Source organism: Rhizobium sp. BR 317 (genome assembly GCF_047445835.1).
GTDB classification, from domain to species: Bacteria; Pseudomonadota; Alphaproteobacteria; order Rhizobiales; family Rhizobiaceae; genus Rhizobium; species Rhizobium paranaense.
In genome coordinates this window covers 240,281-265,433 of sequence record NZ_JARWLB010000003.1, presented here as the reverse complement: position 1 = coordinate 265,433, position 25,153 = coordinate 240,281, and the positions used below count along the sequence as shown (strand labels likewise).

21 protein-coding genes and 1 riboswitch are annotated in these 25,153 nt (G+C 60.3%); of the genes, 11 read left to right on the top strand and 10 right to left on the bottom strand.

What is annotated here, in order from left to right:
- Nucleotides 1–56: 56 nt before the first annotated feature.
- From QD357_RS06305 to epmA, 6 genes are all read right to left on the bottom strand, one after another.
- Complete coding sequence (locus QD357_RS06305) at nt 57–1,016, bottom strand: DUF1839 family protein (RefSeq protein WP_107109949.1); 960 nt, start codon at nt 1,014–1,016, stop codon at nt 57–59.
- 8 nt (nt 1,017–1,024) lie between these two features.
- Nucleotides 1,025–1,933 carry an amino acid--[acyl-carrier-protein] ligase gene (locus QD357_RS06300; protein WP_107109790.1) on the bottom strand — a complete coding sequence of 303 codons (909 nt, stop codon included), beginning with the start codon at nt 1,931–1,933 and terminating at the stop codon, nt 1,025–1,027.
- 5 nt (nt 1,934–1,938) lie between these two features.
- A complete protein-coding gene (locus QD357_RS06295; RefSeq protein WP_107109791.1) occupies nt 1,939–3,132 on the bottom strand; it encodes an acyl-CoA dehydrogenase family protein in 1,194 nt (397 codons plus the stop codon).
- Nucleotides 3,132–3,383, bottom strand: a complete 252-nt coding sequence (locus QD357_RS06290) for an acyl carrier protein (protein WP_107109792.1) — start codon at nt 3,381–3,383, stop codon at nt 3,132–3,134. Before QD357_RS06290 ends, QD357_RS06295 begins: the two co-directional genes overlap by 1 nt.
- Before the next feature lie 356 nt (nt 3,384–3,739).
- Nucleotides 3,740–4,792 carry a lysine-2,3-aminomutase-like protein gene (locus QD357_RS06285; protein WP_107109793.1) on the bottom strand — a complete coding sequence of 351 codons (1,053 nt, stop codon included), beginning with the start codon at nt 4,790–4,792 and terminating at the stop codon, nt 3,740–3,742.
- On the bottom strand, nt 4,789–5,853 hold the full coding sequence (gene epmA / locus QD357_RS06280; RefSeq protein ID WP_107109794.1) for an EF-P lysine aminoacylase EpmA: 1,065 nt from the start codon (nt 5,851–5,853) through the stop codon (nt 4,789–4,791). The genes QD357_RS06285 and epmA overlap by 4 nt, the downstream gene beginning before the upstream one ends.
- Before the next feature lie 149 nt (nt 5,854–6,002).
- Between epmA and efp the strand changes: the two genes are divergently transcribed.
- Nucleotides 6,003–6,572, top strand: coding sequence for an elongation factor P (efp, locus tag QD357_RS06275; RefSeq protein WP_028751515.1), 570 nt, complete (start codon nt 6,003–6,005; stop codon nt 6,570–6,572).
- Nucleotides 6,573–6,705: 133 nt separating this feature from the next.
- Here efp and QD357_RS06270 read toward each other — a convergent pair whose 3' ends face one another.
- Nucleotides 6,706–8,883, bottom strand: coding sequence for a mechanosensitive ion channel family protein (locus tag QD357_RS06270; protein ID WP_107109950.1), 2,178 nt, complete (start codon nt 8,881–8,883; stop codon nt 6,706–6,708).
- Between the two features lie 207 nt (nt 8,884–9,090).
- Entirely contained in the window at nt 9,091–10,944 is a 1,854-nt protein-coding gene (locus tag QD357_RS06265; RefSeq protein ID WP_107109795.1) for an ABC transporter ATP-binding protein/permease, read from the bottom strand.
- A gap of 168 nt (nt 10,945–11,112) precedes the next feature.
- On the opposite strand from QD357_RS06265, the gene QD357_RS06260 reads away from it, so the two are divergent.
- The 10 genes from QD357_RS06260 to QD357_RS06215 all read left to right on the top strand — a co-directional run bounded on the left by QD357_RS06260 (nt 11,113) and on the right by QD357_RS06215 (nt 20,433).
- Nucleotides 11,113–11,955 (top strand): AAA family ATPase, encoded by an 843-nt coding sequence (locus tag QD357_RS06260; protein WP_107109796.1) that lies wholly within the window; start codon nt 11,113–11,115, stop codon nt 11,953–11,955.
- Nucleotides 11,955–12,377 (top strand): NUDIX hydrolase, encoded by a 423-nt coding sequence (locus QD357_RS06255; protein ID WP_107109797.1) that lies wholly within the window; start codon nt 11,955–11,957, stop codon nt 12,375–12,377. The genes QD357_RS06260 and QD357_RS06255 overlap by 1 nt, the downstream gene beginning before the upstream one ends.
- Nucleotides 12,378–12,456: 79 nt before the next feature.
- Nucleotides 12,457–12,534: riboswitch (SAM riboswitch) on the top strand.
- 49 nt (nt 12,535–12,583) lie between these two features.
- Complete coding sequence (gene metA / locus QD357_RS06250) at nt 12,584–13,510, top strand: homoserine O-acetyltransferase MetA (RefSeq protein ID WP_107109798.1); 927 nt, start codon at nt 12,584–12,586, stop codon at nt 13,508–13,510.
- Between the two features lie 2 nt (nt 13,511–13,512).
- Entirely contained in the window at nt 13,513–14,700 is a 1,188-nt protein-coding gene (locus tag QD357_RS06245) for a vWA domain-containing protein (RefSeq protein WP_107109799.1), read from the top strand.
- A 133-nt stretch (nt 14,701–14,833) separates the two neighbouring features.
- Complete coding sequence (locus QD357_RS06240; RefSeq protein ID WP_146144007.1) at nt 14,834–15,256, top strand: hypothetical protein; 423 nt, start codon at nt 14,834–14,836, stop codon at nt 15,254–15,256.
- A 267-nt stretch (nt 15,257–15,523) separates the two neighbouring features.
- The gene (locus tag QD357_RS06235; RefSeq protein ID WP_107109801.1) at nt 15,524–16,549 is read left to right on the top strand and encodes an aldose epimerase family protein; all 1,026 of its coding nucleotides are present in this window, start codon (nt 15,524–15,526) and stop codon (nt 16,547–16,549) included.
- A gap of 112 nt (nt 16,550–16,661) precedes the next feature.
- Nucleotides 16,662–17,435 carry a GntR family transcriptional regulator gene (locus tag QD357_RS06230; RefSeq protein WP_107109802.1) on the top strand — a complete coding sequence of 258 codons (774 nt, stop codon included), beginning with the start codon at nt 16,662–16,664 and terminating at the stop codon, nt 17,433–17,435.
- Entirely contained in the window at nt 17,432–18,463 is a 1,032-nt protein-coding gene (locus QD357_RS06225) for an SIS domain-containing protein (RefSeq protein ID WP_107109803.1), read from the top strand. Before QD357_RS06230 ends, QD357_RS06225 begins: the two co-directional genes overlap by 4 nt.
- On the top strand, nt 18,463–19,620 hold the full coding sequence (gene nagA / locus QD357_RS06220) for an N-acetylglucosamine-6-phosphate deacetylase (RefSeq protein WP_107109804.1): 1,158 nt from the start codon (nt 18,463–18,465) through the stop codon (nt 19,618–19,620). Before QD357_RS06225 ends, nagA begins: the two co-directional genes overlap by 1 nt.
- A gap of 84 nt (nt 19,621–19,704) precedes the next feature.
- Nucleotides 19,705–20,433, top strand: coding sequence for an SIS domain-containing protein (locus tag QD357_RS06215; RefSeq protein ID WP_107109805.1), 729 nt, complete (start codon nt 19,705–19,707; stop codon nt 20,431–20,433).
- Nucleotides 20,434–20,439: 6 nt separating this feature from the next.
- Here QD357_RS06215 and QD357_RS06210 read toward each other — a convergent pair whose 3' ends face one another.
- The gene (locus tag QD357_RS06210) at nt 20,440–23,622 is read right to left on the bottom strand and encodes an efflux RND transporter permease subunit (RefSeq protein ID WP_107109806.1); all 3,183 of its coding nucleotides are present in this window, start codon (nt 23,620–23,622) and stop codon (nt 20,440–20,442) included.
- Nucleotides 23,619–24,803: an efflux RND transporter periplasmic adaptor subunit gene (locus QD357_RS06205; protein WP_107109807.1), complete on the bottom strand. Its 1,185-nt coding sequence runs from the start codon at nt 24,801–24,803 to the stop codon at nt 23,619–23,621. The genes QD357_RS06210 and QD357_RS06205 overlap by 4 nt, the downstream gene beginning before the upstream one ends.
- Nucleotides 24,804–25,153 lie beyond the last annotated feature (350 nt).

Sequence of the window (25,153 nt, the reverse complement as noted above, 5' to 3'; positions counted from 1 at the left end):
CCTCAGCTCAGAACAGGATTCCCAAAGAGCAGGCTTTGGGAGGAGATCACGTTCGCCTACAGCTTTTGTTCAAGCAGCCCCATCATCGAATCCCATGCATCCGCGGCCGGATCAAGGGCCGTCTGCAACGGCTCGAATTTCTTGCGTGTTACGGCGCGGGCGAGCTGAAACTGCACGGATTTCGCCACTTCCGAAATTCGCCGGGCCTCGCCAGCAGCTTCCGAAAACGCCCCCGACAGCCAGTCGAGATGACTGCCCGCCAGCTCGAAATTGGCGCCGAGCTGGCGCAGCGTATTGAAGGCATATTTGTGGAAAAAGCCGAAGGGCCGTTCGGCTACCACTTCCACCTGCGCCGGGAAAACCGCTGCGAAGGCACGGATGGGATTGGCCGCGGGACGGCGGCGGAAATGGAAGGCCAGAAGTTGCCTGGACGTCTGCCGGATGGCGGCCTCGCCCGGCACATTCTCGGGAAACTTCGCGAATTCCGTATAGGGCAGGAAGGGCAGATCTTCATCCGTCAGATGCAATTGAAACAGCCCGTCGAAATCTTCGCCCGACAGCCGGAAGAAGCCGCCATTGTGGAAATAGTCGAGCTCGCGGCCCGCCATGTCCAGCCTGTTGATGGCGACGGTCGTCTTGCCGTGCTCGCGGCGATAGCCGACACCCTGAGTGTCCGGCATGTAGAAGGAATCCATCTCGACCAGGCAGAGCCGGCGACGGCCGATCTGCTCGGCGACGTGGTGCTGGATCTTGTCGTAGATTGCGAGTTCCGTGCAGCGGATGCCGTACAACGCTTCCAGATCTTCGAGCGGCACTTTGAAGAAGGTAAACTGATCACCCTCGAAATCTTGGCCCACCGTGAAGCCGAGCATGGCTTCCGGCGACAGTTTCAGGCTTGAGAGCACCTCGATCCAGAGATCGATATAGCAATTGGTTTCCGGCCACACGCGCTCGCTGTCGTGCAGCGCATGGGACCTGTAGCTGGTGGGATCGAGTCCCGCGAAGACGGAAGCCATGGAACCGATCAGCCCCACAGCGCCTTGCGCACGCTTTCGGGCCATTCCTTGGTGTCGAGACCGTGGTGATGGAACAGCGCCAGCGCAATGCGTTCCAGACCGAAGCCGACGCAGGCCGTGTGTGCAACGCTGCCGTCCTCGAAGTTCAAACCCCATTTCGCGCCGAAGGCGTCCTGGTGATAATTGAAGCTCATGCAAGCGGTCGGATTGGCCGAGGAGGTGATCTGGATCAGCAGCTCGAACTTCAGGTTCTGGTCGCGCTGGTTGTTGGCGAGCATCTTGCCGGCGCGGCCGAAGAACGGGTCGTTGGCGACATCGATGGTCACTTCAAGGCCGACGGCCCTCATCATCTCGACGCCGCGATCCATCCAGTTCTGGCGGAAATCCGTCACATGCTTATCGGTGCCCATGCAGACATATTCGCGCATGCGGAACAGTTGCTGACGGGCCGGATCCTTGGAAGGCTCATGGCGGAAGCAATAGGACTGCAGGTCGAAGAGCGCGCCGCTCTCAGGCAACGCGCCACGCTTGGCGACCGTCGGGTAGAGCGGATAGCAGGCCGCCGGCGTCAGTACGATGTCGGTCGCTTCCTGATCCTTCGTCCAATCTTCTCCCACCTCCATGCACTTCAGGAGGCTCATGTGATCGAGCTCGTTGCCGCAGAAGCTGTGCACCGTGCCGGCAAGCTGCGGGAAGCTCTTCATGTAGCCGCTCTTTTCGAAGAAGGCGCGGTTCATGCCGGGCGGAAAGCGGATGGCCTCGGCACCATCGGCGCCGCCGAACTTGTCGATCAGCCTCTCGAAAGCGGAAATGACGTCTTCGAACTGGCCGCTGCGGCCATAGAGGCCATCAACGCCGGTGTCGATCAGAAGACCGGATTCAAAAAGGCGGTCGAGAAACGAGGTCTGCATATCCATGACGATTATCCCAGTAGGCTGGTATCTTGTTTGTGGACGAGCAACATGGTCGACGTATTGCCGAGAATGCGGTCGTTCGAGATCATCAGTTGAGCGGAGTGCGCATCGCGCAAATGGCGGCCGAGGCTGTAGGGCGTGCCGTTCTTGTAGCCCATGATGCCGCAGATCAGCATCGCATGGTTGATGATCGGCAGGATCATCTCCGACGACGCGATCTTGACGTTGTTCATGGCGACGGCAAACGCCATCGAAGAGAGCCGGTCGGCATCGGCCTTGGCCTCTTCATAGACTTTCAGGCCGGCGACGACATTCGACTTCACCATCTGCAGCAGGCTGGAAACTTCCGCCAGCCGCAACGCGCCGGGCGGCTGCTGGCCAGGCGACTTGCGGGCCGCGGCGCGCACGAAAGCCTGGGCGCGGGCCACCGCGTCGGCTGCGATGCCATACCAGACGCCGCTCCAGAGCAGATGCGAGCTTGCCAACATCGACTGCGCGGCAATCTCGGCAAACGGCTTCGGCAGGATCTGCTCGGCCGGTGCTTCGCCTTTGAACAGGAAGCCGTCGGAGCAGGTGCCGCGCATGCCGAGCGTGTTCCACTCGATGGTGCGCTCCAGCGTGTATTGATCCCTAAGGAATACCGTCATGACCTGATCGGAGGAAGCCGCCTCGGCATGGCTGCGCGAGGTGATGAGAATAGCGTCTGCATGGGCGCCATAGGAAATGACGGTTGCGTCCTTCTCGAGGAAGCACTGGTCGCCTTCCACCTTGATGGCGCAGATACTGTTGCGGAGATTGCCGCCGATGCCGCCTTCGGTCGTCGCCGATGCCAGCAGAAGCTGTTCCTTGGCGATGCGGTGCATGAACTCGCGGTGCCAGTCGCTCTCAGCACCATGCTCGACCAGGCTCGACAGCTTGATCTGATGCATGGCGAAGACCATGGCGCTGGCCGCGCAGGCCTGGCCGAGAATCGAGCAGAGTTCGGCTATTTCGGTGGTCGATGCACCCTCGCCGCCAAGATCGGCGGGGATCTGGATCGACAGCAGCCTTTCGGCGCGCATCGCATCCACAGCCTCGCGCGGGAACCGGCCCTCTATGTCGACTGCATCAGCATGTTTACCGGCGATCGCCGCAACGCGTGCGGCACGCACCGCCGCCGTATCTGCGGCTCCGGCTTCAACCAAAGCGACCGCGACACTCATCAGGCAACCTTTCGGCTGTCCAGGATCATGCCGACCGTCTTTTCGATGGCGACGATGCTGGCAAAGGATTTGCGGTTCAGCAGATTGTCGGGAAACTCGATGTCGAAGGCTTCTTCGATGCCAAGCATGAGCTGCACCGACGCAAAGGAAGACAGCCCGGCCGCGTAGAGATCGGCGTCGTCGGCAATCTGATCCATCGCAACGGGGAGCGCACCAAACTTGGCCAGCAAATCGCGAATCGTCTCATTCATCCTTTAGTCCCTCCAAGCGATCGTAAACGCGACGGCAGCAACGCCGTCCTATCCTGCGCCGAGAAGTAACAGGGAAAATAGAACATTCCGCTAAGCGACGTGGTAAATATAACCAGGATATACTTATCAAGAAAATCTTATTTTTTAGATTTTTCTAAAAGAAATTTACGATATTTAAGCCATATAACATGTCGTTTACGGGACAATATCTTACAATTCTAAAATCTGTACGGAATGAGGTGCGGAAAAATGGTACTTGACCGCAAGGTTAATGCACCAAATTTTTCCCAGCAAAGTTCATTTACAAAAGCGGCGCTACAGACATCCTGAAGTAGCGGAAACGGCCAGTGAGCAGACTATCCTTCCGGCGGATAGATATGCTCGCCGCCACGATAATCCGAGATGGAATAGCAGCCTTCGCCGATCTCGCGGACGGCGTTTCTGCCGATGTCTGCCTTGCCGTGCCCACCTGGGATATCGAGGATATAGGTGGGCTGGCAGAGGCCGGAAATGCGGCCGCGCAGCGCGGCGACGATCTTCTGCCCCTCCGCTATCGTCAGGCGGAAATGGCTGGTGCCGGGGGCAAGATCGGGATGATGCAGGTAATAAGGCTTGATCCGCGTCTCGACGAAAGCCTTCATCAACGCCGCCAGCACATCCGGATCGTCGTTGACGCCCTTCAGCAAAACGGATTGGCTGACCAGGACAACGCCGGCATCGACAAGCCGCGCGCAGGCGGCACGCGCCTCGGCGGTCAGCTCGCGAGGATGGTTGGCATGCAGCGCCACATAGACCGTCTTGCCGCTCGCCTTCAGCGCCGCGATCAGCGCCTCGTCGATCTTCAGGGGATCGACGACGGGCACGCGAGTGTGGAACCGGACAATCTTCACATGGTCGATATCGGCGAGCGCACTGAGCATCTCCTCCAGCCGGCGCGGCGACAGCACCAACGGATCGCCGCCGGTCAGGATAACCTCCCAGATCTCGCGGTGATCGCGGATATAGGCGAAGGCGGCATCGAGTGCCGCCGCATCCAGCGTGCCGAGACCCTGCGGCCCGACCATCTCGCGACGGAAACAGAAACGGCAATAGACAGGGCAGACATGCACGGCCTTCAACAGCACACGGTCGGGATAGCGATGGACGATCCCCTCGACCGGACTATAGGCATGATCACCGATCGGATCGGCCCGCTCTTCCGGCGTAACGACAAGTTCGACCATGTCAGGCACGAATTGCCGCGCAATCGGATCGGCTGGGTCGCTGCGGTCGATCAGCTTTGCCATCGTAGGCGTCAGGGCAATGGCATAACGCGCGGCAACCGCCTCCAGCGACAGAGCCTCACCGGCATCGATCAAACCGGCCTGTTCAAGGTCGTCGACGCTTCTGATCGGACGCATCACGTTCATGAACCAAACTCCGAAACGGGCGCCCAGAGCACCTGTTCGATCCGCGATGCACCCGTCGCCAGCATCACCAGTCGATCGAAGCCGAGCGCTATGCCGCTCGCCTCCGGCATGACGGCAAGGGCTTCGAGAAACTCCTCATCCAGCGGATAGGTCTCGCCGTAGATGCGAGCCTTCTCGGCCATCTCTATCTCAAACCGCCGCCGCTGCTCGTCGGCATTGGTGAGTTCGCCGAAAGCATTGGCGAGCTCGACGCCGCAAGCATAGAGCTCGAAGCGCTCAGCCACGCGATGATCGCGCGCCGAGGGCCGGGCAAGGGCCGCTTCCGAGACCGGATATTCGTCGAGGATCGTCGCCCGGCCGAAGCCAAGATAGGGCTCGACCTTCTCGACCAGCACGCGGCTGAAAAGATCGGGCCAGTGATCGTCTTTTGCCACACGCATACCCACGCGCTGCATCTCGGCCGCCAAATGTTCGCGATCCGTCGATCCGTCGAGGCCGATCGAGCCCAGCAGATCGATCTTGGCATAACGTTCAAAGGCGGCAGCGACGCTGATGCGCTCCGGCGCAAGGAACGGATCGGTTTCGGCGCCGCGATAGCTGAGTTTCTTTGCCCCCACCGTCTCCGCCGCCAGCGCCAGCAGCGCAGCACAATCGGTCATCAGCGTCTCGTAGGTCTCGCCCGCCCGATACCATTCCAGCATGGTGAATTCCGGATGGTGCAGCGGCCCGCGCTCGCGGTTGCGATAGACATGGGCGAAGCAGGCAATGCGCTCCTCGCCGGCGGCGAGCAACTTCTTGCAGGCGAACTCCGGCGAAGTGTGGAGATAGAAGGGCGCCTTCTGGCCATCCGTCGTCAGCGCCTCGGTGGCGAAGGCATGAAGATGCGCCTCGTTGCCCGGCGACACCTGCAGCGTCGGCGTGTCGACTTCGATGAAATCGTTGCGGATGAAGAATTCACGCAGAGCCGCCTGGATGGCATTGCGGCCAATGAGGAACGGCCGCCGATCCGCGTGGACGGTGCGGGTCCACCAGGGGGACGCTTTGCTGCTCGTTGGCTCCATTGCACGCTTTCTTCTCGGGTCGCCAGGGATGGGGGTGGCTATTTCTGTTGATTTAGGGTAGTTGCGCCCCCAAGCAAACAATAGCTGCGTCGCGAGGTGCATTTCGACAGTCCTCTACGACGTGACAGGCCGAGTTACAAGGAAGTCTTATGGTCAAGGTCATCGCCTCTTCAGTCCGCAAGGGCAACGTTCTCGACGTCGACGGCAAACTCTACGTCGTTCTCACCGCTCAGAACTTTCATCCGGGCAAGGGCACGCCGGTCACCCAGGTCGACATGCGCCGCATCGTCGACGGCGTAAAGGTGTCCGAGCGCTGGCGCACCACTGAGCAGGTCGAGCGCGCCTTCGTCGAAGACGTGAACTTCCAGTACCTCTATGAAGATGGCGAAGGCTTCCACTTCATGAACCCGGCCAACTACGACCAGGTCGTCGTCGACGTCGAAACCATGGGTGACCAGAAGGCCTATCTGCAGGAAGGCATGACCTGCATCCTGTCGATCCACGAAGGCATTCCGCTGGCACTTGAGCTGCCGCGCCACGTCACGCTGGAAATCACCGAGACCGAACCGGTCGTGAAGGGCCAGACGGCATCGTCCTCCTACAAGCCCGCCATGCTGTCGAACGGCGTGCGCACCATGGTGCCGCCGCATATCAACGCCGGCACCCGCGTCGTCATCGCCACGGAAGACAATTCCTACGTCGAGCGCGCCAAGGACTGAGTGATCGGCCTATCGTTCAACGGAAACGCCCTATCCTTGCGGATGGGGCGTTTTTGTTTTTGGGCCTTGGCATGGTGATGGTCAGGTGAACGTTCTACCGCCGCGATTACGTGCGTGGCCCCTCAGCCCAGCTTCAGCCGCCCTCTTCTGCGGTCGGGGCGGCCTTTCTCAACGCAATCGCATTGTTCACTGCAAGTGCAGCGGCTGTGGCGGTCGAGGTGCTGGACACTGTAGGCGCGCCGTCAGCGCCAACCTTTCCTTCATTGGCGACCTGAACCGTCGGAGAGGCGAATTCAATGCCGTTTTCGGCGAATACCTCGCGGATCATCGCGTAGGCGCGCCGTCGGATCCCGGACTGATGACCGGGCTTGGTGGTCATAGCAAAGCTGACGGTCATTCCGTAGTCTCCGAACTGCTCGACGCCCTTGAACTTTACGGTCTCGAGGATCAGCGGCCCGAATTCCGGATCTTCGAGCAACGTCGCTCCGACTCCCTTCACCAGCTTCTTCACCTTGACGAGATCAGTGTCGAAGGCCACGTCGATCTTAAACTTGTCGATCGCCCAATCCCGCGACATGTTTTGGACCGCGCCGAGGACGCCAAAGGGCACGGTAAAGACCGGACCGCGATGGTGCCGCAATCGCACCGATCGGATGCTGAAGGATTCAACGGTGCCCTTGTAGCTGCCGCTCTGGATGTATTCGCCGACACGGAAGGCGTCGTCCATCATGTAAAACACGCCGCTGAGGACGTCCTTGACAAGTGTCTGCGAGCCGAAACCGATGGCTACGCCGAAGATGCCTGCGCCGGCTATCAGCGGGCCAATCGCGACCCCGAGTCCCGACAGCACCGTCAGGATCGCGATGACGGCAATCAAGACGGCGAGGAAGTTCTTGAGAATCGGCAGCAGCGTCAGAAGGCGGCCATTCCGGGCTGCTTCTGCAGCATCGTTATCGGCAGCATGCGCCTTTGCTAGCCTACTCTCGATCAGAGCCTTCACAACTTGCCAAAGAATGTCGGCCACAAGAAGAATTACGACACCGCTTAGCACGCCGCGGAAGATACGGCTCGCGGTCTCGTCCTGCATCATCATTGAGTTAAGGCGCATCACGCTCGTCAGCCACAGAGCCGCAAGTGCGATGAAGACGGCCCTTGCAGTGCGTTCGACGATGACCTCGAGAACCGGCTTCGCGGCACCCGCATCGCTAGCGGAGCGCAGAAACGCGCCGTGGGTAACGGCGGTCACGATCTTTAGACCGGCGGGGACAAGAATGAGATAAGCGCAAAGCCACATCAGGACGCTCGCGCCACCCACCCAGAGGACCCAGATCAGGCATAGCCAGAAAACGAGTAGCCAGTCCAACACGCCATGGCGGCTGTGATGCTCGGTCTCGCGCGGACGGTGCCATGCCATCTCAATCGCCGATGCAAGCAGGAGAAGGCCGAGGCAATAGACGACCACTTCCCTCGCTGCAGGCAGGAAGCCGAGATCAAGCATGATACCATTCGCTGCCCAGCCAAAAACGAAGATTGAAATGAACAGGGTTAGGCGGCTGAACCAGAAATGGGCGGCACTTTCCCCGATCGGAATCAAGCGCGTCGCGCCATCGCCACTTTCGTTGGGGTAGGGCGTCAGCAAGATCCTGGTAAGACGGATCATGAAGCGTCCGGCAATCAATCCAAGCAGAGTTGGCACTATAAGTTCTGTCAATAGTTGCGGCCAACTGAAACTCAAGAAAAGGCCCAGGCTTGCGATGCCGAAGATCACGAGGGGCGCAATCTCCGCAAAGAGATACCGGCCCAGAATTTGGAAACCACTCGGTGGAGACTGCGAGGCATCTACCTCCCGGTTCGTTTGCATGCGGCGTGCAAAACGGCCAAATACCCATTCAACAGTTCGACCAATCGCCACAAGAAGCAGGAAGAAAGTCAGGACGGTGATTGGTCGGCGATCGTTAATGCCCGCCATCGTCGTCTCTCTGGCCTTCTCGAACTCGCCCGGCACGAGTGGCACTGCGGCCACGACCGACGTCACATGATCCCTTATGGCGTTGAGCCGCTGCGTGAATTCGTTGGCGGAGGCGCCCGGCATCCCTTCGTCTGCTGGGGCCGGCTTGGCGCGCGAAGCGAGCAACGACCGAATGTCGGCGTCGTCGAGGAGCTTTGTAAGCTGATTGATCTTCTGCTGCGTCGCCTCAGAGACGGCAGTTTGATCGGCGGCTAGGCCGGCGCTGCCGCTGGCCACAATCAACAGAAACGCCGCCAAGATAATGAATGGCCTTGACCAGACTAATCGCGCACTCGTGAACATCATGCTCCGCCCCCTCCCTCAATATACAGTCATTATCCGCTCACTTTCGAAAAAAGCCTAATTTTGTTGAAGCATCATCTCGCTTTTTGGCGGACTGCGGCGCTCAACGACACGCTCACAGGCGGTAGATGATAAGTTACAAGAGCGGGGGGAGGGGCCAGGCAGAAAATTGCGTCGTCCGTAGCCGTGCCTGACTATCGCCCCAAACTACCGCGACGGCGAATTCGCCCTCTTGGGGCTTATATCCGGTATCGCTACGGCCGGCGGCACGACTTCGGCGACGACCTCCTCGTGCGGCACCAGTGCCTGCAGGTGCAGCACGCGCGGCGACATTGCCTGGAGATAGGCTTCGGAACGGCCGATATAGATGACGGTGGCGTCGGTGAATTCCGTCAGCAGCGCCGAGAACTTGGCCTGGATATCCGGCTCCAGCCCTTCCATGACTTCGTCGAGGATGATCCATTTCGGTTGCGCCAGCAGCAGATGCGCGAAGGAGAGCGCCTTTTGCTCGTCATTGTCCAGCAGCCGATCCCAACGCGCCTGCGTATCGAGCCGGCTCTTCAGGCGGCTAAGGCCGACCCTGTCCATCGCGGCCTCGACGGCGGCATCCTCATAGGCATCCCGATCCTCGGGGAAGCAGATCGCTTCGCGGAGCGTACCGCCCGGGACATAGGGCGTATGCGGCATGAACAACATGTCTTCCATCGGCGGCAGGCTGATCTTGCCGGCGCCGCAGTTCCACTGATGCGCCAGCGACTGGAACAGCAGCCTGCGGTTCACGCCATGATCGCCGTTGACCATGATGTGCTCGCCGGCGGCAATCGTCACCGTGCCTTCGCGGATACGGAAACCGTTCTCGATGACATCCTCGCTGGTCTTGGTGGAAATCTCCATATCCGTCCAGACCATTTCACCGGGCGCAGCATGATCGAAAGCAATGGTGTGCGGCATGACCGTGCCGTCATCCATCTCCGTCAACGCCTGACGGAAATCGGTGACACGCATCAGTGTGGCCCGCCACTCTGCGATCGGGCCGAAATTGGCGACATACCAACGCAAGGCGGAATTGACCTGGTTGAAGGCACCGACCGCCACCATCAACTGACCGATGGTCAGTCCGCCGGAGAAATAGGCGGGCGCAGCCACCAGGATCGGAATGATCAGCACCAGCCAGCCATAACCGGCCGAAACCCAGGTGAGATTGGTATTGGCGATGGCGAGCTGGCGGATGACGGCAAGCACAGCGGAGATATCGAGATTGATCCGCCGGCGCTCATTCTCCTCGCCGCCGGCAATGGTGATCGCCGGCATATGCTCATTGGCATGCATCAGCGCAAAGCGCAGCTCGGCTTCCTTGGAATAGCGGTCGGCGTTCAGCCGCACCAGCCGGCGGCCGACGAACTGGCTGAGGAACGAGGCAGACCCCGCATAGATGATCGCCGCCCAGACCATGTAACCGGGAATGGAGAAGCTCATGCCTTTGAAATTGAAGACCATGCCGCTGGACAATTCCCAGAGCACGCCGATGAAGCTCAGCAGCAGGATCGTCGCCTGCACCAGGCCGATCGCGAGGCCTGTCGTGCTTTCAGCCAGATTGCGCGCATCCTCATGCAGCCGCTGATCCGGATTGACGCCGATCAAGCCGGAGGAGGCGAGACGAAGCGCACGCTTGGCCTGCAGCCATTGGTCGACGAGATCGCGCGCCAAGCCCTCGCGCATATAGAGCGCGGTCATTTGATTGAGCCATGCCTGCACGACGTTGAGGACCAAAAGCAGGCCTGCGATAATGCCGAAGACGCCGAGCTGATGGAAGAACGCATGGGTGTCGCGCCGCGCCAGCGAATCGTAAAATGGCGCATTCCAATTGTTGAGAAGAACCTGGACGTACGCCGTAACCAGGATAATCACGAACAATGCGATCGTAAGGGAAATAATCTTGATGCGTACCGCCGAATTCCAAAAAGCGGAAAACATCATGCGCAGCCGATAGAGAACGCTAAAGTCGTAACCGACCCGGTCAGCACTCTCGATATTCGGCTTGGCTTGTGCTTCAACTGCCATCAACAGGTCCCTGCAACGCACTTAATCCCCAGTTAATCATGACCTGCTCACATGTCCATCCATGCGTTACATCAGCGTGATCACGTTCAGTATATACACCGTTTCACGCCTTGAACCGAATAAGGCCAAGGGATAGCTTGCGCCCGAAAGATTGATGAAAGCCTTCCAATGCAATTTCACGGCACCGCGGACTATATTGCCGACAAGGATCTGATGGTCGCCGTCAATGCCGCCATACGGCTGGAACGACCGCTTTTGGTGAAAGGCGAGCCGGGAACCGGCAAGACGGAACTGGCTCGTCAGGTCGCCGCGGCCCTGGGTCTCGACCTCATCGAATGGAACATCAAATCCACCACGAAGGCGCAGCAAGGCCTCTACGAGTATGATGCCGTCTCGCGCCTGCGCGACAGCCAATTGGGCGACGCCCACGTCAATGACGTCAGGAACTACATCCGCCAAGGCAAGCTCTGGCAGGCCTTTACGGCACCGAAGAAATGCGTGCTGCTGATCGACGAGATCGACAAGGCCGACATCGAATTCCCGAACGATCTGCTGCAGGAACTCGACCGCATGGAGTTCCATGTCTACGAAACCGGCGAAACGATCCACGCCGCTGTCAGACCGATCGTCATCATTACTTCGAACAATGAAAAGGAGCTGCCAGACGCCTTCCTGCGCCGCTGCTTCTTCCACTATATCCGCTTCCCCGATGCTGAAACGCTGACGCATATCGTCGAGGTGCACTATCCCGGCATCAAGCAGGCGCTGGTGCGGGCGGCACTCACCCAATTTTTCGAGATCCGCGATGTGCCGGGGCTGAAGAAGAAACCCTCGACCTCCGAAGCGCTCGATTGGATCCGCCTGCTGGTCGCCGACGACGTCGATCCCGCCACCCTGCGTGCCGATGCGAAGAGCGCGCTGCCGAAGCTGCATGGCGCGCTGCTAAAGAACGAGCAGGACGTCCATCTCTTCGAACGGCTGGCCTTCATGGCGCGCGGGCAAGGGAAATGATGCAGCCGGATGCAGTGAAGGTCTTGATCTACGCGTTGCGCGACCGGCATCTGCTGGTATTCGATGAGCCGGATTTTCCCGCCATCCAGCTCCAGGTTCCCGGCGGCACCGTCGAACCCGGCGAAGATATTGCAACGGCGGCGGCGCGCGAATTCGAAGAGGAGACCGGTTTTGCGCCGGACGAACTCCATCCGCTCGACGTCCATGACTACCGTTTCGAGAAGGAAGGTCGCGAGCACCATCACCGCCGGCACTATTTCCGCTGCCATATCTCCGAGACGGCGCCTGCCACCTGGCTTCACTACGAAATGACGCCGTTCGGCGGCGGCGATCCGATTGGCTTCCGTTTCTTCTGGCTGCCGATCGAGGACGCCAAGCAACGTCTGGGCTATGGCATGCAGGCACTCCTTGAACATCTGTAGGCTACATCCGAAATAGGGCGCGGCCGCCAGCTTCCTTCAACGCTTGCCCCATTGACCCGCCGGGGTAGCAGGTCTATTGAATTTCTCCCGTGGTGATTTGGCCGGCCGGCTTGCAGCCACGTTAAAAAAGTCGCTAAAGGGCCGCGTGCGGACCGGTAGCGATTCTTATCGCGGCCGGTTTTTTTGTTTTTGGTCGAGTGACAACGATGCCCATCAAGATTCCCGATACGCTGCCCGCGTTTGAAGCCCTCCAGAGCGAGGGTGTGCGGGTGATGACCGAAACGGTGGCAATCCGGCAGGATATTCGCCCCCTTCAGATCGGGCTTCTCAATCTCATGCCGAACAAGATCAAGACCGAAGTTCAGATGGCGCGCCTTGTCGGCGCCTCGCCGCTCCAGGTGGAATTCTCGCTGATCCGCGTTGGCGGCCACAAGGCCAAGAATACATCCGAAGAGCATCTGCTCGCCTTCTACCAAACCTGGGAGGAGGTGAAGCACCGCAAATATGATGGCTTCATCATCACCGGCGCGCCGATCGAGCTGCTGGATTATGAGGAAGTCACCTACTGGGACGAGATGCAGCAGATCTTCGACTGGACGGCGACCAATGTCCATTCCACAATGAACGTCTGCTGGGGCGCAATGGCGGCTGCCTATCATTTCCATAAGGTGCCAAAATATACGCTGAAGGAAAAAGCCTTCGGGGTCTATCGCCACCAGAACCTGAAGCCCTCCTCGGTCTATCTCAACGGCTTCTCCGATGATTTCGCCATTCCGGTCTCGCGTTGGACGGAAGTGCGTCGCGCCGACATCGAAAAGGTGCTGGGATTGCAGATCTTGATGGAATCGAGCGAGATGGGCGTCTGCCTGGTCCACGAGCAGGCCTGTAATCGGCTCTACATGTTCAATCATGTGGAGTATGATTCCACTTCGCTGGCGGACGAATATTTTCGGGACGTGAATGCGGGCGTGCCGATCAAGATGCCGCATAATTATTTCCCGCATAACGACCCGGAGATCGCACCGCAGAACCGTTGGCGCAGCCATGCGCATCTGTTCTTCGGCAACTGGATCAACGAGATCTACCAGACGACGCCTTATGATCTCGAGGAGATCGGCCAAGAGAGGTTCTGAGCTTGTTCATTCCCTTCCTCCTGAAGCTGAAGGAAGCAAAGGTTCCGGTGACACTCCGGGAATTCCTGTCGCTTCTGGAGGGAATGGAAGAGGGGATCGCCGATTACGACGTCGAGGCCTTCTATTATCTGGCCCGCGCGACGCTGATCAAGGACGAGCGCTTCATCGACCGTTTCGATCAGGTCTTTGCCGATTATTTCCGCGGTGTCGAGGCCGTCGGCGGCGATACGGCGCCGGCTGAGGCGGTCGCTATCCCCGATGAATGGCTGCGCAAGCTGGCCGAAAGACATCTGGCGGACGAGGAAAAGAAGCTGGTCGAGGCGCTCGGCGGTTTCGAAAAGCTGATGGAGACGCTGCGTGAGCGTCTTGCCGAACAACAGGGCCGACATCAGGGCGGCTCGAAATGGATCGGCACGGCGGGCACGGCGCCATTCGGCGCCTATGGCTATAACCCGGAAGGCGTGCGCATTGGCCAGGATGCGTCCCGTCACCGCAAGGCGGCGAAAGTCTGGGACCGTCGAGAATTTCAAAACCTCGACGACAGCGTCGAGCTCGGCACCCGCAACATCAAGGTGGCGCTGAAACGGCTGCGTCGCTGGGTGCGCGAAGGGGCGGCCGAAGAGCTCGACCTTTCCGGCACGATCCGCTCCACCGCCGAGCACGGCTATCTCGACGTCCAGACCCGGCCCGAACGGCGCAATGCCATCAAACTGCTGATGTTCTTCGATGTCGGCGGCTCGATGGACGATCATATCCGCGTGGTCGAGGAACTATTCTCCGCGGCCCGCGCCGAATTCCGGCACATGGAATATTTCTACTTCCACAACTGTCTCTACGAAGGCGTGTGGAAGGACAATCGCCGCCGGCGCGCCGATGCCACCGCGACGACCGATCTGATCCGTACCTTCGGCCCGGATTATCGCGTCGTCTTCGTCGGCGATGCCTCGATGAGCCCCTATGAGATCACCCATCCCGGCGGCTCGGTGGAACATTGGAACAAGGAGGCTGGCGATATTTGGCTCAGCCGCATCACCGGCCATTTCCGCAAATGCGTCTGGCTCAATCCCGTGCCGGAAAATTACTGGGGCTACACGACCTCGATCTCCATCATCCGCCGCCTGCTTACGGAGCGGATGTATCCTCTGACGCTCGGCGGCTTGGAGAAGGCGACGAGGGAATTGTCGCGCTGAGCTACGTCTCCTCGGGGCAGCCGCAGCCTTTGCAAGCCGAAATGCCACCAAATCACCACAACCCCTTGTAGAAAGAAACATGCGGCATTGGTGAATACTATCCCGGATCACGGGGAAATTGGTGGAGATGTGCGTGCGCTACGCTGTTAAATTGCTTCTCTTCATCTCAACCGTTTTGTTGGTCTCGCATCAGGCAAGATCGGAAGAAGGTAACTTCTCCGGTCAGTGGGAGCAGATCCATTCCGACGCCGGTCCATGCGAAAAATGCCTTGTGGGAATAGTAAGGCAGGGCAAATTCATGATGATCAGCGCAAACAACGGCTGGAGCGCCACGGCGGAGACGAGCAGAAACGGAAATGTGAGCTACGCGGCAGGCACAGGCCAATGGGACGCCCAGATAGAAAAATATAGCCAAAAGGCGTTCGATATCCTTCTTACCATTCGCGGCGATAGGCTGATGGTGATCATAACAACCGAAAAAGCGGACGGGTCGAAACAATCGATCAAAGCGTTTTTCAGCAGGCGGGCAGCTAAACTTCTTTACGACAAGGCGTAGCTCGAACGCACATCTTCACGGATCAGGCAACGAGCACTCTTGCTCGGTATAGGCAAAGCACACACAGATGATGGGAAAATCGGCCGCCTGTCGTACGCGCTGCACATTTGCGGCGCAATTTGCCAGTCCGAAGCTATCGGCGAACGCCGTATGCAGCCTTGATCCCCCTCTGCCCGCCCCTAAATTTCGCGATCGGACCGGTTGCGGAGCGGCGCAAATGGGGGCAGGGTCTGGCCTCGAATTTTCGATAGAAATGGATGAGTTGATATGACGAAAGATAGTTTGGAGCGGGAAGTTTTCGGAACGACGGCCGATGGAGAAACGGTCTATCGCGTCAAGATATCAGGCGGCGGTCTGACGGCCCATATCATGACCTGGGGTGCCGTCATTCAGGACCTGCGGCTGGACGGCCACGGCCCGGCGCTGCTGCTCGGCTTCGACAATTTCGCCGATTATCCGGCCCATTCCTCCTATTTCGGCGCCACACCCGGCCGCTGCGCCAACCGCATCGGCGCCGGCCGTTTCACGCTGGACGGCAAGGACTATCAGCTCGATCTCAACGAAAAAGGCGTTACCCATCTGCACGGCGGCAGGGACAACACCGCCAAGCGCAACTGGACGATCGTCGAGCACGCCGCCGACCGCGTCGTGTTGAAGATCGTCGATCCCGACGGCCGGGCCGGCTATCCTGGCAATTGCACGATCCAGGCGACCTATTGGGTACATGGCAATGGCGAATTCTCGGTCACCTATGAATCGACGACCGACAAGCCGACGCTCGCCAATGTCTGCCAGCATGCCTATTTCAACCTCGATGGACGCGACGACGCGCTCGGCCACGACATCATGATCGCCGCCGACCATTACACGCCGACGGACGAGAAGCAGATACCGACGGGCGAAGTGCGTCCCGTTGCCGGCACCGTCTTCGATTTCCGCGAAATGGCGCCGATGAAGCGCTTCGATGGCGCCGAACAGGCGCTCTACGACCATAATTTCTGCCTGTCATCCGAACGCACCGCCAAGCGCTCTGTGGTGCTGGCGCGCAGCGTCAATTCCGGCGTGTCGCTGGAAGTGCGCACGACCGAGCCCGGCGTGCAGTTCTATGCCGGTTTCAAGCTGGATGTGCCCGTTCCCGGTCACGATGGCCAGAAGATCGGTCCCTTCGCAGGTTTCTGCCTGGAAACTCAGGTCTGGCCGGATGCCATCAACCACCAGAACTTCCCGAACGCCGTCCTTCGCCCCGGTGAAGTGCTGCGGCAGGAAACGGACTACATCTTCACCAAGAATTGAGCTGACGACATCCTTTTCGACCGGGCGCACATCACGCCCGGTCGATTCATTTTTGGCCGATAGATCAGATTCACCTTGCAGATTGGTTCTAAATAGGTTCTATAAAGAACTCATGGATAGAACCAGTTTGATCGCTGAATTGAACAGCCGTGGTCTGCGCGACGAGGCCATGACCGGCCCGTTGTACAAACGCCTGGCACAGGCGCTGACCGGCCTTATCCAGGAAGGCCTGCTGAAATCCGGAACGGCTTTGCCGGGAGAGCGTGATCTGGCCGAGGCGCTGCAGGTCGGCCGCGTCACGGTCCGCACCGCCTATCGCGATCTGCTTGCCTCCGGCGCGATCGAGTCGCGCCATGGCAGCGGCACTTTCGTGTCGCAGCGCGTCGAGCGTATCGAACAACCGCTCTGGCGCCTCTCTTCCTTCTCGGCCGATATGCGCTCGCGTGGCCGCGAGCCGGCGGCAAAGATCCTATCGCGCACCGTCAGCGCCCCTGCCCCCGAAGAATCCTTCCTGCTCGGTCTCGGCCTGGACGAGCCGGTGCTGCGGCTCGACCGCCTGCGCCTGGCGGACGGCCAGCCGCTCGCCATCGAGCGCGCCGTCGTGCCGATCAAATTTCTCGGCGAGGATGCGGTTTCAGAGGGTTCGCTCTATGATGCGCTGGCTGGGAACGGCTTCAAGCCGGTCCGGGCTCTGCAGCGACTGACAGCAGTGACGCTCGATCCGACCTCCGCGTCGATCCTCAACGTCAAAGCCGGCGCGCCCGCGCTTTTGATCGAACGTATTTCACGCCTGGAAGACCAGCGCGTCGTTGAATACACCCGCTCGCATTATCGCGGCGATGCCTATGATTTCGTTGCCGAATTGAGAATTGGAGATGACTTATGAGCGAGACCCAATCCCTGATGCTGACGGAAGCCGGCCAGTCGCCGGACGTCGTCGCGGCCCTGCTTGAAAAAGAAAAGCCCGTCTTTGCGGAAATCGCAAAGCTCTTCGCCTCCACCCGCCCCTCCCTGATCACCACGGCGGCGCGCGGTTCTTCCGATCACGCAGCCACTTTCTTCAAATATCTCTTCGAAATCTCCCACGGCGTGCCCGTCGCCTCGGTCGGCCCATCGATCGCCTCGGTCTATGGCGCCCCTCTGCACCTGAAGGGCGGCATCCACTTCACCGTATCGCAATCCGGCGGCAGCCCCGACATCATTGCGCTGCAGGCCGCCGCCAAACAGGGCGACGCCACCACAATCGCCGTCGTCAACGTCACCGACAGCCCGCTCGCCAAGGAGGCCGATATCGTGCTCGGCCTCAATGCCGGCCCGGAAAAAAGCGTCGCCGCCACGAAATCCTTCATCGCCTCCGCCGCAGCACTTGCCGGCGTCACTGCCGCAATCTCGAAAGACCAGGCGCTTGCCGCCGGCCTCACCAAATTGCCGGAAGCGCTAGCCGCGACATCGGGGATCGACGGCCAGGCCGCCGAGGACGTGCTGTTCAACGCCACATCGCTTTATACCGGCGGACGCGGTCCTGCCTTCGCTATTGCGCTGGAGGCAGCGCTGAAGGCCAAGGAAACCTCCGGCCTGCATGCCGAAGCCTTTTCGCTTGCCGAGCTGATGCACGGACCGATGCGACTGGTGCAGCCGGGCTTCCCGATCGTCGCCTTTTCACCCGATGATGCGGCCTTCGCCAACAACGCCCAGGCGCTGGAGCGCCTGCAGAAGCTCGGCGCCACCGCCGTATCCTTCTCCACCGCGCCCCTCCCCGGCATCAATCTGCGCATGCCGAGCACCGGCAACGGCCTGCTCGACCCGCTGGTGTCGCTGCTCTGCTATTATCGCCTCATCGAGTCAGTGACCCGGCGCAAGGGTTTCGATCCGGATAAGCCGGCTAATCTTCTTAAGGTAACGGAGACCATGTGATGGACTACAAGGTCTTTACCGGCGCCCGCATCTTCGATGGCGACCGGTTTCATGAGGACAGTGCGCTTGTGATCGGCAATGGCCGCGTACACGCCATTACAGGCGCGAACGACGTGCCCGACAATGCCGAAACGATCCGCTTCAATGGCGGCGTGTTGGCCCCCGGTTTCATCGATGCGCAGGTGAACGGCGGCGGCGGCCGCATGCTGAACGACGAGCCCTCGCCCGAATCCATGTACATGATCGCCGAGGGGCACCGTCCCTACGGCACGACATCGGTGCTGCCGACGCTCATCACCGATGTCGCAGCAGCTACGACGGCGGCGATCGAAGCCGCCATCGAGGCCGTCAAGGCCAATCGCGGCGTCGCCGGCCTGCATCTCGAAGGTCCGCATCTGGCGCCGGCCCGCAAGGGTGCGCATCTCGCGGAACTGATGCGCCCGGTCGAAGACGGCGACGTCAAGACCTTCATCCGCGCCCGCGAAGCGATCGGCACCCTGTTGATCACTATGGCGGCCGAGCAGGTTACAGAACGCCAAGTGCAGGCGCTGAACGAAGGCGGCGTCATCGTCAGCATCGGCCACAGCGACAGCACGGCGGACGCGGCCGATGCCCGCTTCGACGCAGGCGCCCGTGGCGTCACGCATCTGTTCAATGCCATGAGCCAGTTGGGCCATCGCGCCCCGGGCCTCGTGGGAGCTGCGATCGACCATCCCGCGCCCTGGTGCGGCATCATCGCCGATGGCCACCATGTCGATCCGCGAGCCCTGCGCATCGCGCTGCGCGCCAAGCGTGGCGAAGGCCGGCTGTTCTTCGTCACCGACGCCATGTCGCTCGTCGGCACCGACCTTCCGAGCTTTACCCTGAACGGCCGCACGGTCTATCGCACCAAGGGCGGCTATTGCTCGAAGCTGACGCTGGACGACGGCACGCTTGCCGGCTCCGACGTCGATATGGCCTCGACGATCCGCTACGGCGTCGACATCCTTGAATTGCCGCTGGCGGAAGCCCTGCGCATGGCGACGTCCTATCCGGCACAGTTCCTGCGGCTCACCGACCGTGGATATCTGACGCCCGGCACGAGGGCCGATCTCGTCCATATCAACAACGGCATCGAAGTCACCGCAACGTGGATTTCCGGCCAGCGATCGGCCTAGAGCAATTCCAGGAAAAGTGCGTGAGCCGCTTTCCATTCGGAATTGCGTGGAAACAAAGAGATAGAGCAAACGAGAGAGGCACAGATGACCGCAGTCACGGACAGCTATTTCTCCGCCCTCATTGGCCGGCTGGAAACCTTGCGCGAAACGCTTGCCGAGCCGATGGAAAAGGCAGTCGACGTCATCTCAGCGGCGGCGCGCGCCGATCGGCGCGTCTATGTCTTCGGCACCGGTCATTCGCATATGCTGGCGGAAGAGGTGCATTACCGCGCCGGCGGTCTGGCCTTCACCATCCCGGTGCTGGTCGGCTCCGCCATGCTACATGAAGGCGCAGTCATCAGCTCGGTCTACGAGCGCACCGAGGGTCTGATACGGCCGATTTTCGAGCGCTACGGCATGCAGCCCGGCGATGTCCTGATCATCGCCTCCAATTCCGGCGTCAATGCCGCCCCGATCGAGGCCGCCGATTACGGCCGTGAGATCGGCGCGACCGTTATCGCCATCACCTCACTCGCCTACTCCGCAGCCATTGCCAATGGCCGCCTGCGCTTGGCCGATATTGCCGACATCGTCCTCGACAACGGCCTGCCGCCGGGCGACGCCATCATCGATCTGCCGGGGAGCGATTTGAAGGTCGGGCCCGCGTCGACCGCGATCGGCGCGACCGTGCTGAACGCCATCTTCGCCGAAGTCGCCGCCGAGCTTTGCAAGGACGGCGACCCGCCGGTCTATCTCAGCGCCAACATGCCGCGCGCCAAGGAGATCAATCAGCGGCTGGTCAAAAAATACCGGCCGCGCAATCCGCATCTCTGATCGGCATTACTGCGCCGCTGCATCGTGGGCCGAAGACGCTTCCGCCGCAGCCTCCTCCGCCTGCCGGCGACGCCTGCGCAGCACGACGTAGAAGACGGGCGTCAGGAACAGGCCGAACAGCGTCACGCCGAGCATGCCCGAGAAGACCGCAGTCCCCAGCGACTGGCGCATCTCGGCACCGGGGCCGGTTGCGATCATCAGCGGCACGACGCCAAAGATGAAGGCAAAGGCGGTCATCAGGATCGGCCGCAGGCGCAGATGGCTGGCCTCGATTGCTGCTTCAACGGCAGTCTTGCCCTCCAATTGCGCCTGGCGGGCAAATTCCACGATCAGGATCGCGTTCTTCGCCGCAAGGCCGATCAGCACGATGAGGCCGATCTGCGTCAGGATATTGTTGTCCATGCCCCTCAGATGCACGCCGATGAGAGCAGCGAGCACCGCCAGCGGCACGATCAGGATGATGGCAAGCGGCAGGATCCAGCTTTCATACTGCGCCGAAAGCGCCAGGAAGACGAAGATGACCGACAGCGCGAAAATATAAACCGCCGTGTTGCCGGTATTCCTTTCCTGATAGGCGAGCTCCGTCCATTCGAAGGTGGTGCCGGGCGGCAGGAGGTTCTTTGCCAGTCCCTCCATCGTATCGAGCGCGCTGCCGGTCGAAACACCCGGCCCCGGGTTACCCTGCAGGGGAACCGAGACATACATGTTGTACCGCTGAACGAGCGTCGGCCCGGTCGTATCCTGAATGTCGACAAGCGTGCCGAGCGGCACGAGCGCACCGGTTGCCGAACGAACCTTCAGAGCAAGGATATCGTCGCGGTCCATGCGGTATTCCTGATCCGCCTGCGCGCGCACCTGGTAGACGCGACCGAAAGCGTTGAAGTCATTGACATAGGACGTGCCGAGATTGATCGACAAGGTCTCGAAGATATTCGGGATCGGCACGTTCAACGCCCGCGCCTTGTCGCGATCGACCGCCAGGAAATATTGCGGACTGTTGGCGGAGAAGGTGGTGAAGACGCCGCTGACACCCTTGTTCTGCGCGGCCGCACCCATGAGCTGATAGGCAAGCGGGAGAATCCGGCGCATGTCGGCATTTTCCCGGTCCATGATCTGCATCTTGAAGCCGCCGGAATTGCCGACGCCGCGAATCGAAGGCGGCGGAATGGCAATGATGAAGGCCTCCTGGATTCCTTGCAGGCTGCCATAGAGCTGGCCGATGATCTTGCTGGCCGATTCTCCGCTCTTCAACCTTTCCTCGAATGGCTTGAAGGGCGTGAAGATGACGCCGGAATTCGAGGCATTCGTGAAGGTCGCACCGTTGAAGCCGGCGAAAGCAACGGCATTTTCGACGCCCGGTGTCTTCCTGATGATCTCCGTCGCCTTCTGAATGACCGAATTGGTGCGCGCGAGCGACGCGCCGTCCGGAAGCTGCACGACGACGATGGCATAGCCCTGGTCCATGGTCGGCACGAAGCCTTGCGGCACGATCTTGCCCATGTACCACGTCGCACCAAGCAGCCCGGCAAACACGATGAGAGCGCAGGCGAGCGCCACCCAGGTCGTGACGAGATGACTGATGACCCAGGAATAGCCGCTGCTCATCCGGTCGAAACCGCGGTTGAAACCGTTGCCAAGAGCGCGGCCGAAGCGGGAGAAGATGTTCGTCGATTTCTTATGGTCGTGCGGGCGCAGCACGATCGACGCAAGCGCCGGCGACAGCGTCAGCGAATTCAGGCAGGAAATCGCCGTCGCAACGGAAATCGTCACCGCGAACTGCCGGTAGAACTGCCCCGATATGCCGGGAATGAAAGCCGTCGGCAGGAACACGGCGATAAGGACCAGCGAAATCGCCAGCACCGCCGTGCCGACCTCGTTCATGGTGACGTGCGACGCCTCTTTCGGCGTCATCCCGAGCGCGAGATTGCGCTCGACATTTTCGACGACGACGATCGCATCGTCGACGACGATGCCGATGGCAAGCACCAGGCCGAACAGCGTCAGCATGTTCAGCGAGAAGCCGAAGGCAAGCAGAAAGGCAAAGGTGCCGATCAGCGATACCGGGATGGCGACGATCGGAATGATCGCCGTTCGCCAGGATTGCAGAAAGACCAGCACGACGATGGCGACGAGGATCGCCGCCTCGAAGATCGTCTTATAGACCTCGTTGATCGATTCCGAGATGAACTCGGTCGGATTGTAGACGATGCGATATTCGAGGCCCTGCGGGAAATCCTGCGCCAGATCCTTCATCGTCTTCTGAATATCTGCAGCAGCGGCGAGCGCATTGGTGCCCGGCCGGGCAAAAATGCCGAGCGCAACGGCAGGGGCGCCGTTCAAATAGCTGTTGGTAACATAGTCCTGCGCGCCGAGTTCGATACGCGCCACATCCTGCAACTGCACGAGCCGGCCGCTATCCGTCGCCTTGACGATGACATAGCGGAATTGCCGCGGATCGGAAAAACGCCCTTGGGTCGTCACCGTATATTGGAAGGCGTTGGTGCCCGAAATCGGCGGTCCACCGATCGAGCCGCCCGATACCTGCACGTTCTGATCCCTCAATGCCTGGACGATATCGCCGGCGGTCATGCCGTAGGCGGCAAGTTTTTCCGGGTCGAGCCAAATGCGCAGGGAATATTGGCGCTCACCAAAGAGCTGCACGTCGCCGACGCCGTCGAGCCTGACGAGAAGGTCGCGGATGCGTGTGCGAGCATAGTTGGAAATATAGAGCTGATCGTAGCGATTGCTCGGCGAGAGCAGATGCACGACCATCATCAGATCGGGCGAGCTTTTGACCGTTGTGATGCCGATGCGGCGGACTTCATCCGGCAAGCGCGGTTCGGCGATAGAGACGCGATTCTGGACCAGAACCTGCGCCTTATCGAGATCGGTGCCGAGCTTGAAGGTGATGGTCAGCGACATCGAACCATCGGCGCTGGAATAGGAGGACATGTAGAGCATGTCCTCGACGCCGTTGACCTCCTGCTCGATCGGCGTCGCCACCGTATCGGCGATGGTCTGCGAGTCAGCGCCCGGATAGGAAGTGCGCACCACGATCGTCGGTGGCGCGACCTCCGGATATTGCGCGACCGGAAGCTGGAAATAGGCGATGCCGCCGACGATTAGCAGCACGATGGAAAGGACCGACGCGAAAATCGGCCGGTCGACGAAGAAATGGGAGAATCTCATTGGTCCGACCCCTGGACCGATGCCTGAGCCGGCGCCTCTTCGTTCGCTGCTTCCTGCGGAAGCTGGATCAATTGCGGCGCAACCTTGACGCCGGGCCGGATACGCATCAGCCCGTTGACGACGATGGTTTCGTCACCGGTCATGCCGCTGCGGATGACGCGGTAGCCGTAAAGCTTCGGCCCAAGCCGCACGGATTTCGGGGTAACGCTGCCATCGGCGCCGACGACATAGACGACGCGCTGATCTTGATCGGCGCCGATGGCCTCATCAGGAACAAGGACCGCCTTGTAGCTGTTGGAACCCGCGACCTGAATGCGGCCGAACAGGCCGGGCTGCAAGATGAGATCCGGATTGGGGAAGCGGGCGCGCACGCGGATCGTACCGGTTTGGTTGTCGACGCGGTTTTCCGCGAAATCGAGCTTGCCCTTGAACGGCTTCTGGCGCGAATCGGCGATCATCACGGTGACATCGAGGCCGCCGCCGCCCTGCTGCAGGGCACTGCCGTTCTTGCGCGCTTCATCGGCATAGGAAAGCAGCCGGCGCTCGTCGACGTCGAAATAGAAATCGATCGGATCGAGCGAAACAATGGTGGTCAAAACGGTCTGGTCGGCCTGAACGAGGTTGCCGACCGAAATCAGACGCCGGTCGATGCGGCCGCTGAGCGGTGCGGTAATCCTGGTATATTCCATGTCGAGCGAGGCGCGATCGACCGCCGCCTGCGCGCCGCGGACATTTGCCTGCGCCGAGATCAGATCGCGACGGCGATCGTCAAGATTGGATGCGGACAAACTGCCGGTGCCCGCCAGTGCCTGCGTGCGCGCAAATTGCGCATCGGCATTCGTCAGCGTCGATTTCGCGACCTCCAGGGAAGCCGTGGCTTCATTCAGCGCGTTGACATAAGGCCGCTGGTCGATGACGAAGAGCAGGTCGCCTTGCTTGACGATAGTGCCGTCCTGAAAATGGACTTCCTGCAGATAGCCGCCGATGCGCGAGCGCACGGAGACTTCGTCCACCGCCTGGAAGCGCCCGATGAATTCATCACTGTCGATGACATCGCGGACGACGGGCTTGGCGACCGTCACGGGTGCCGCGGGCGGCGCGCTCTGCGCCAGCACCTGAGATCCCGGGAAAACAGCAATTGCACAGCTCAATAAAGCGACACGCGCCAGCGTCATCGGCATGAAGGACCCCCTGGACAATAGATCACCTACGGCAAAACTGCCGGGTCAAGCGTTCGTGATGTCTGCCTGCAGCCTTCCGCGAAGGACCCGTCACCGCCAGCGGCGGAATTTCGTCAGGTCTCTTCGGACTTCCCAATGCGTCGCGGATGACTGACGATCCGCGGCGTCCTCCAGCTCTGGAACGCCGTGCGTTGGTTTAAACGCAGAAGGGGCGCTCTGGACGTTTGAACCTGGAGCATCTGTTCGCTTGGAGGGGATGTTTACCTGAAAGCAGGATGCTCTGGTCTGGTACTTTCAACACAATGTATAAACAGTTTATCGAATTCGACAACAGGGAATAGCATCGGCTG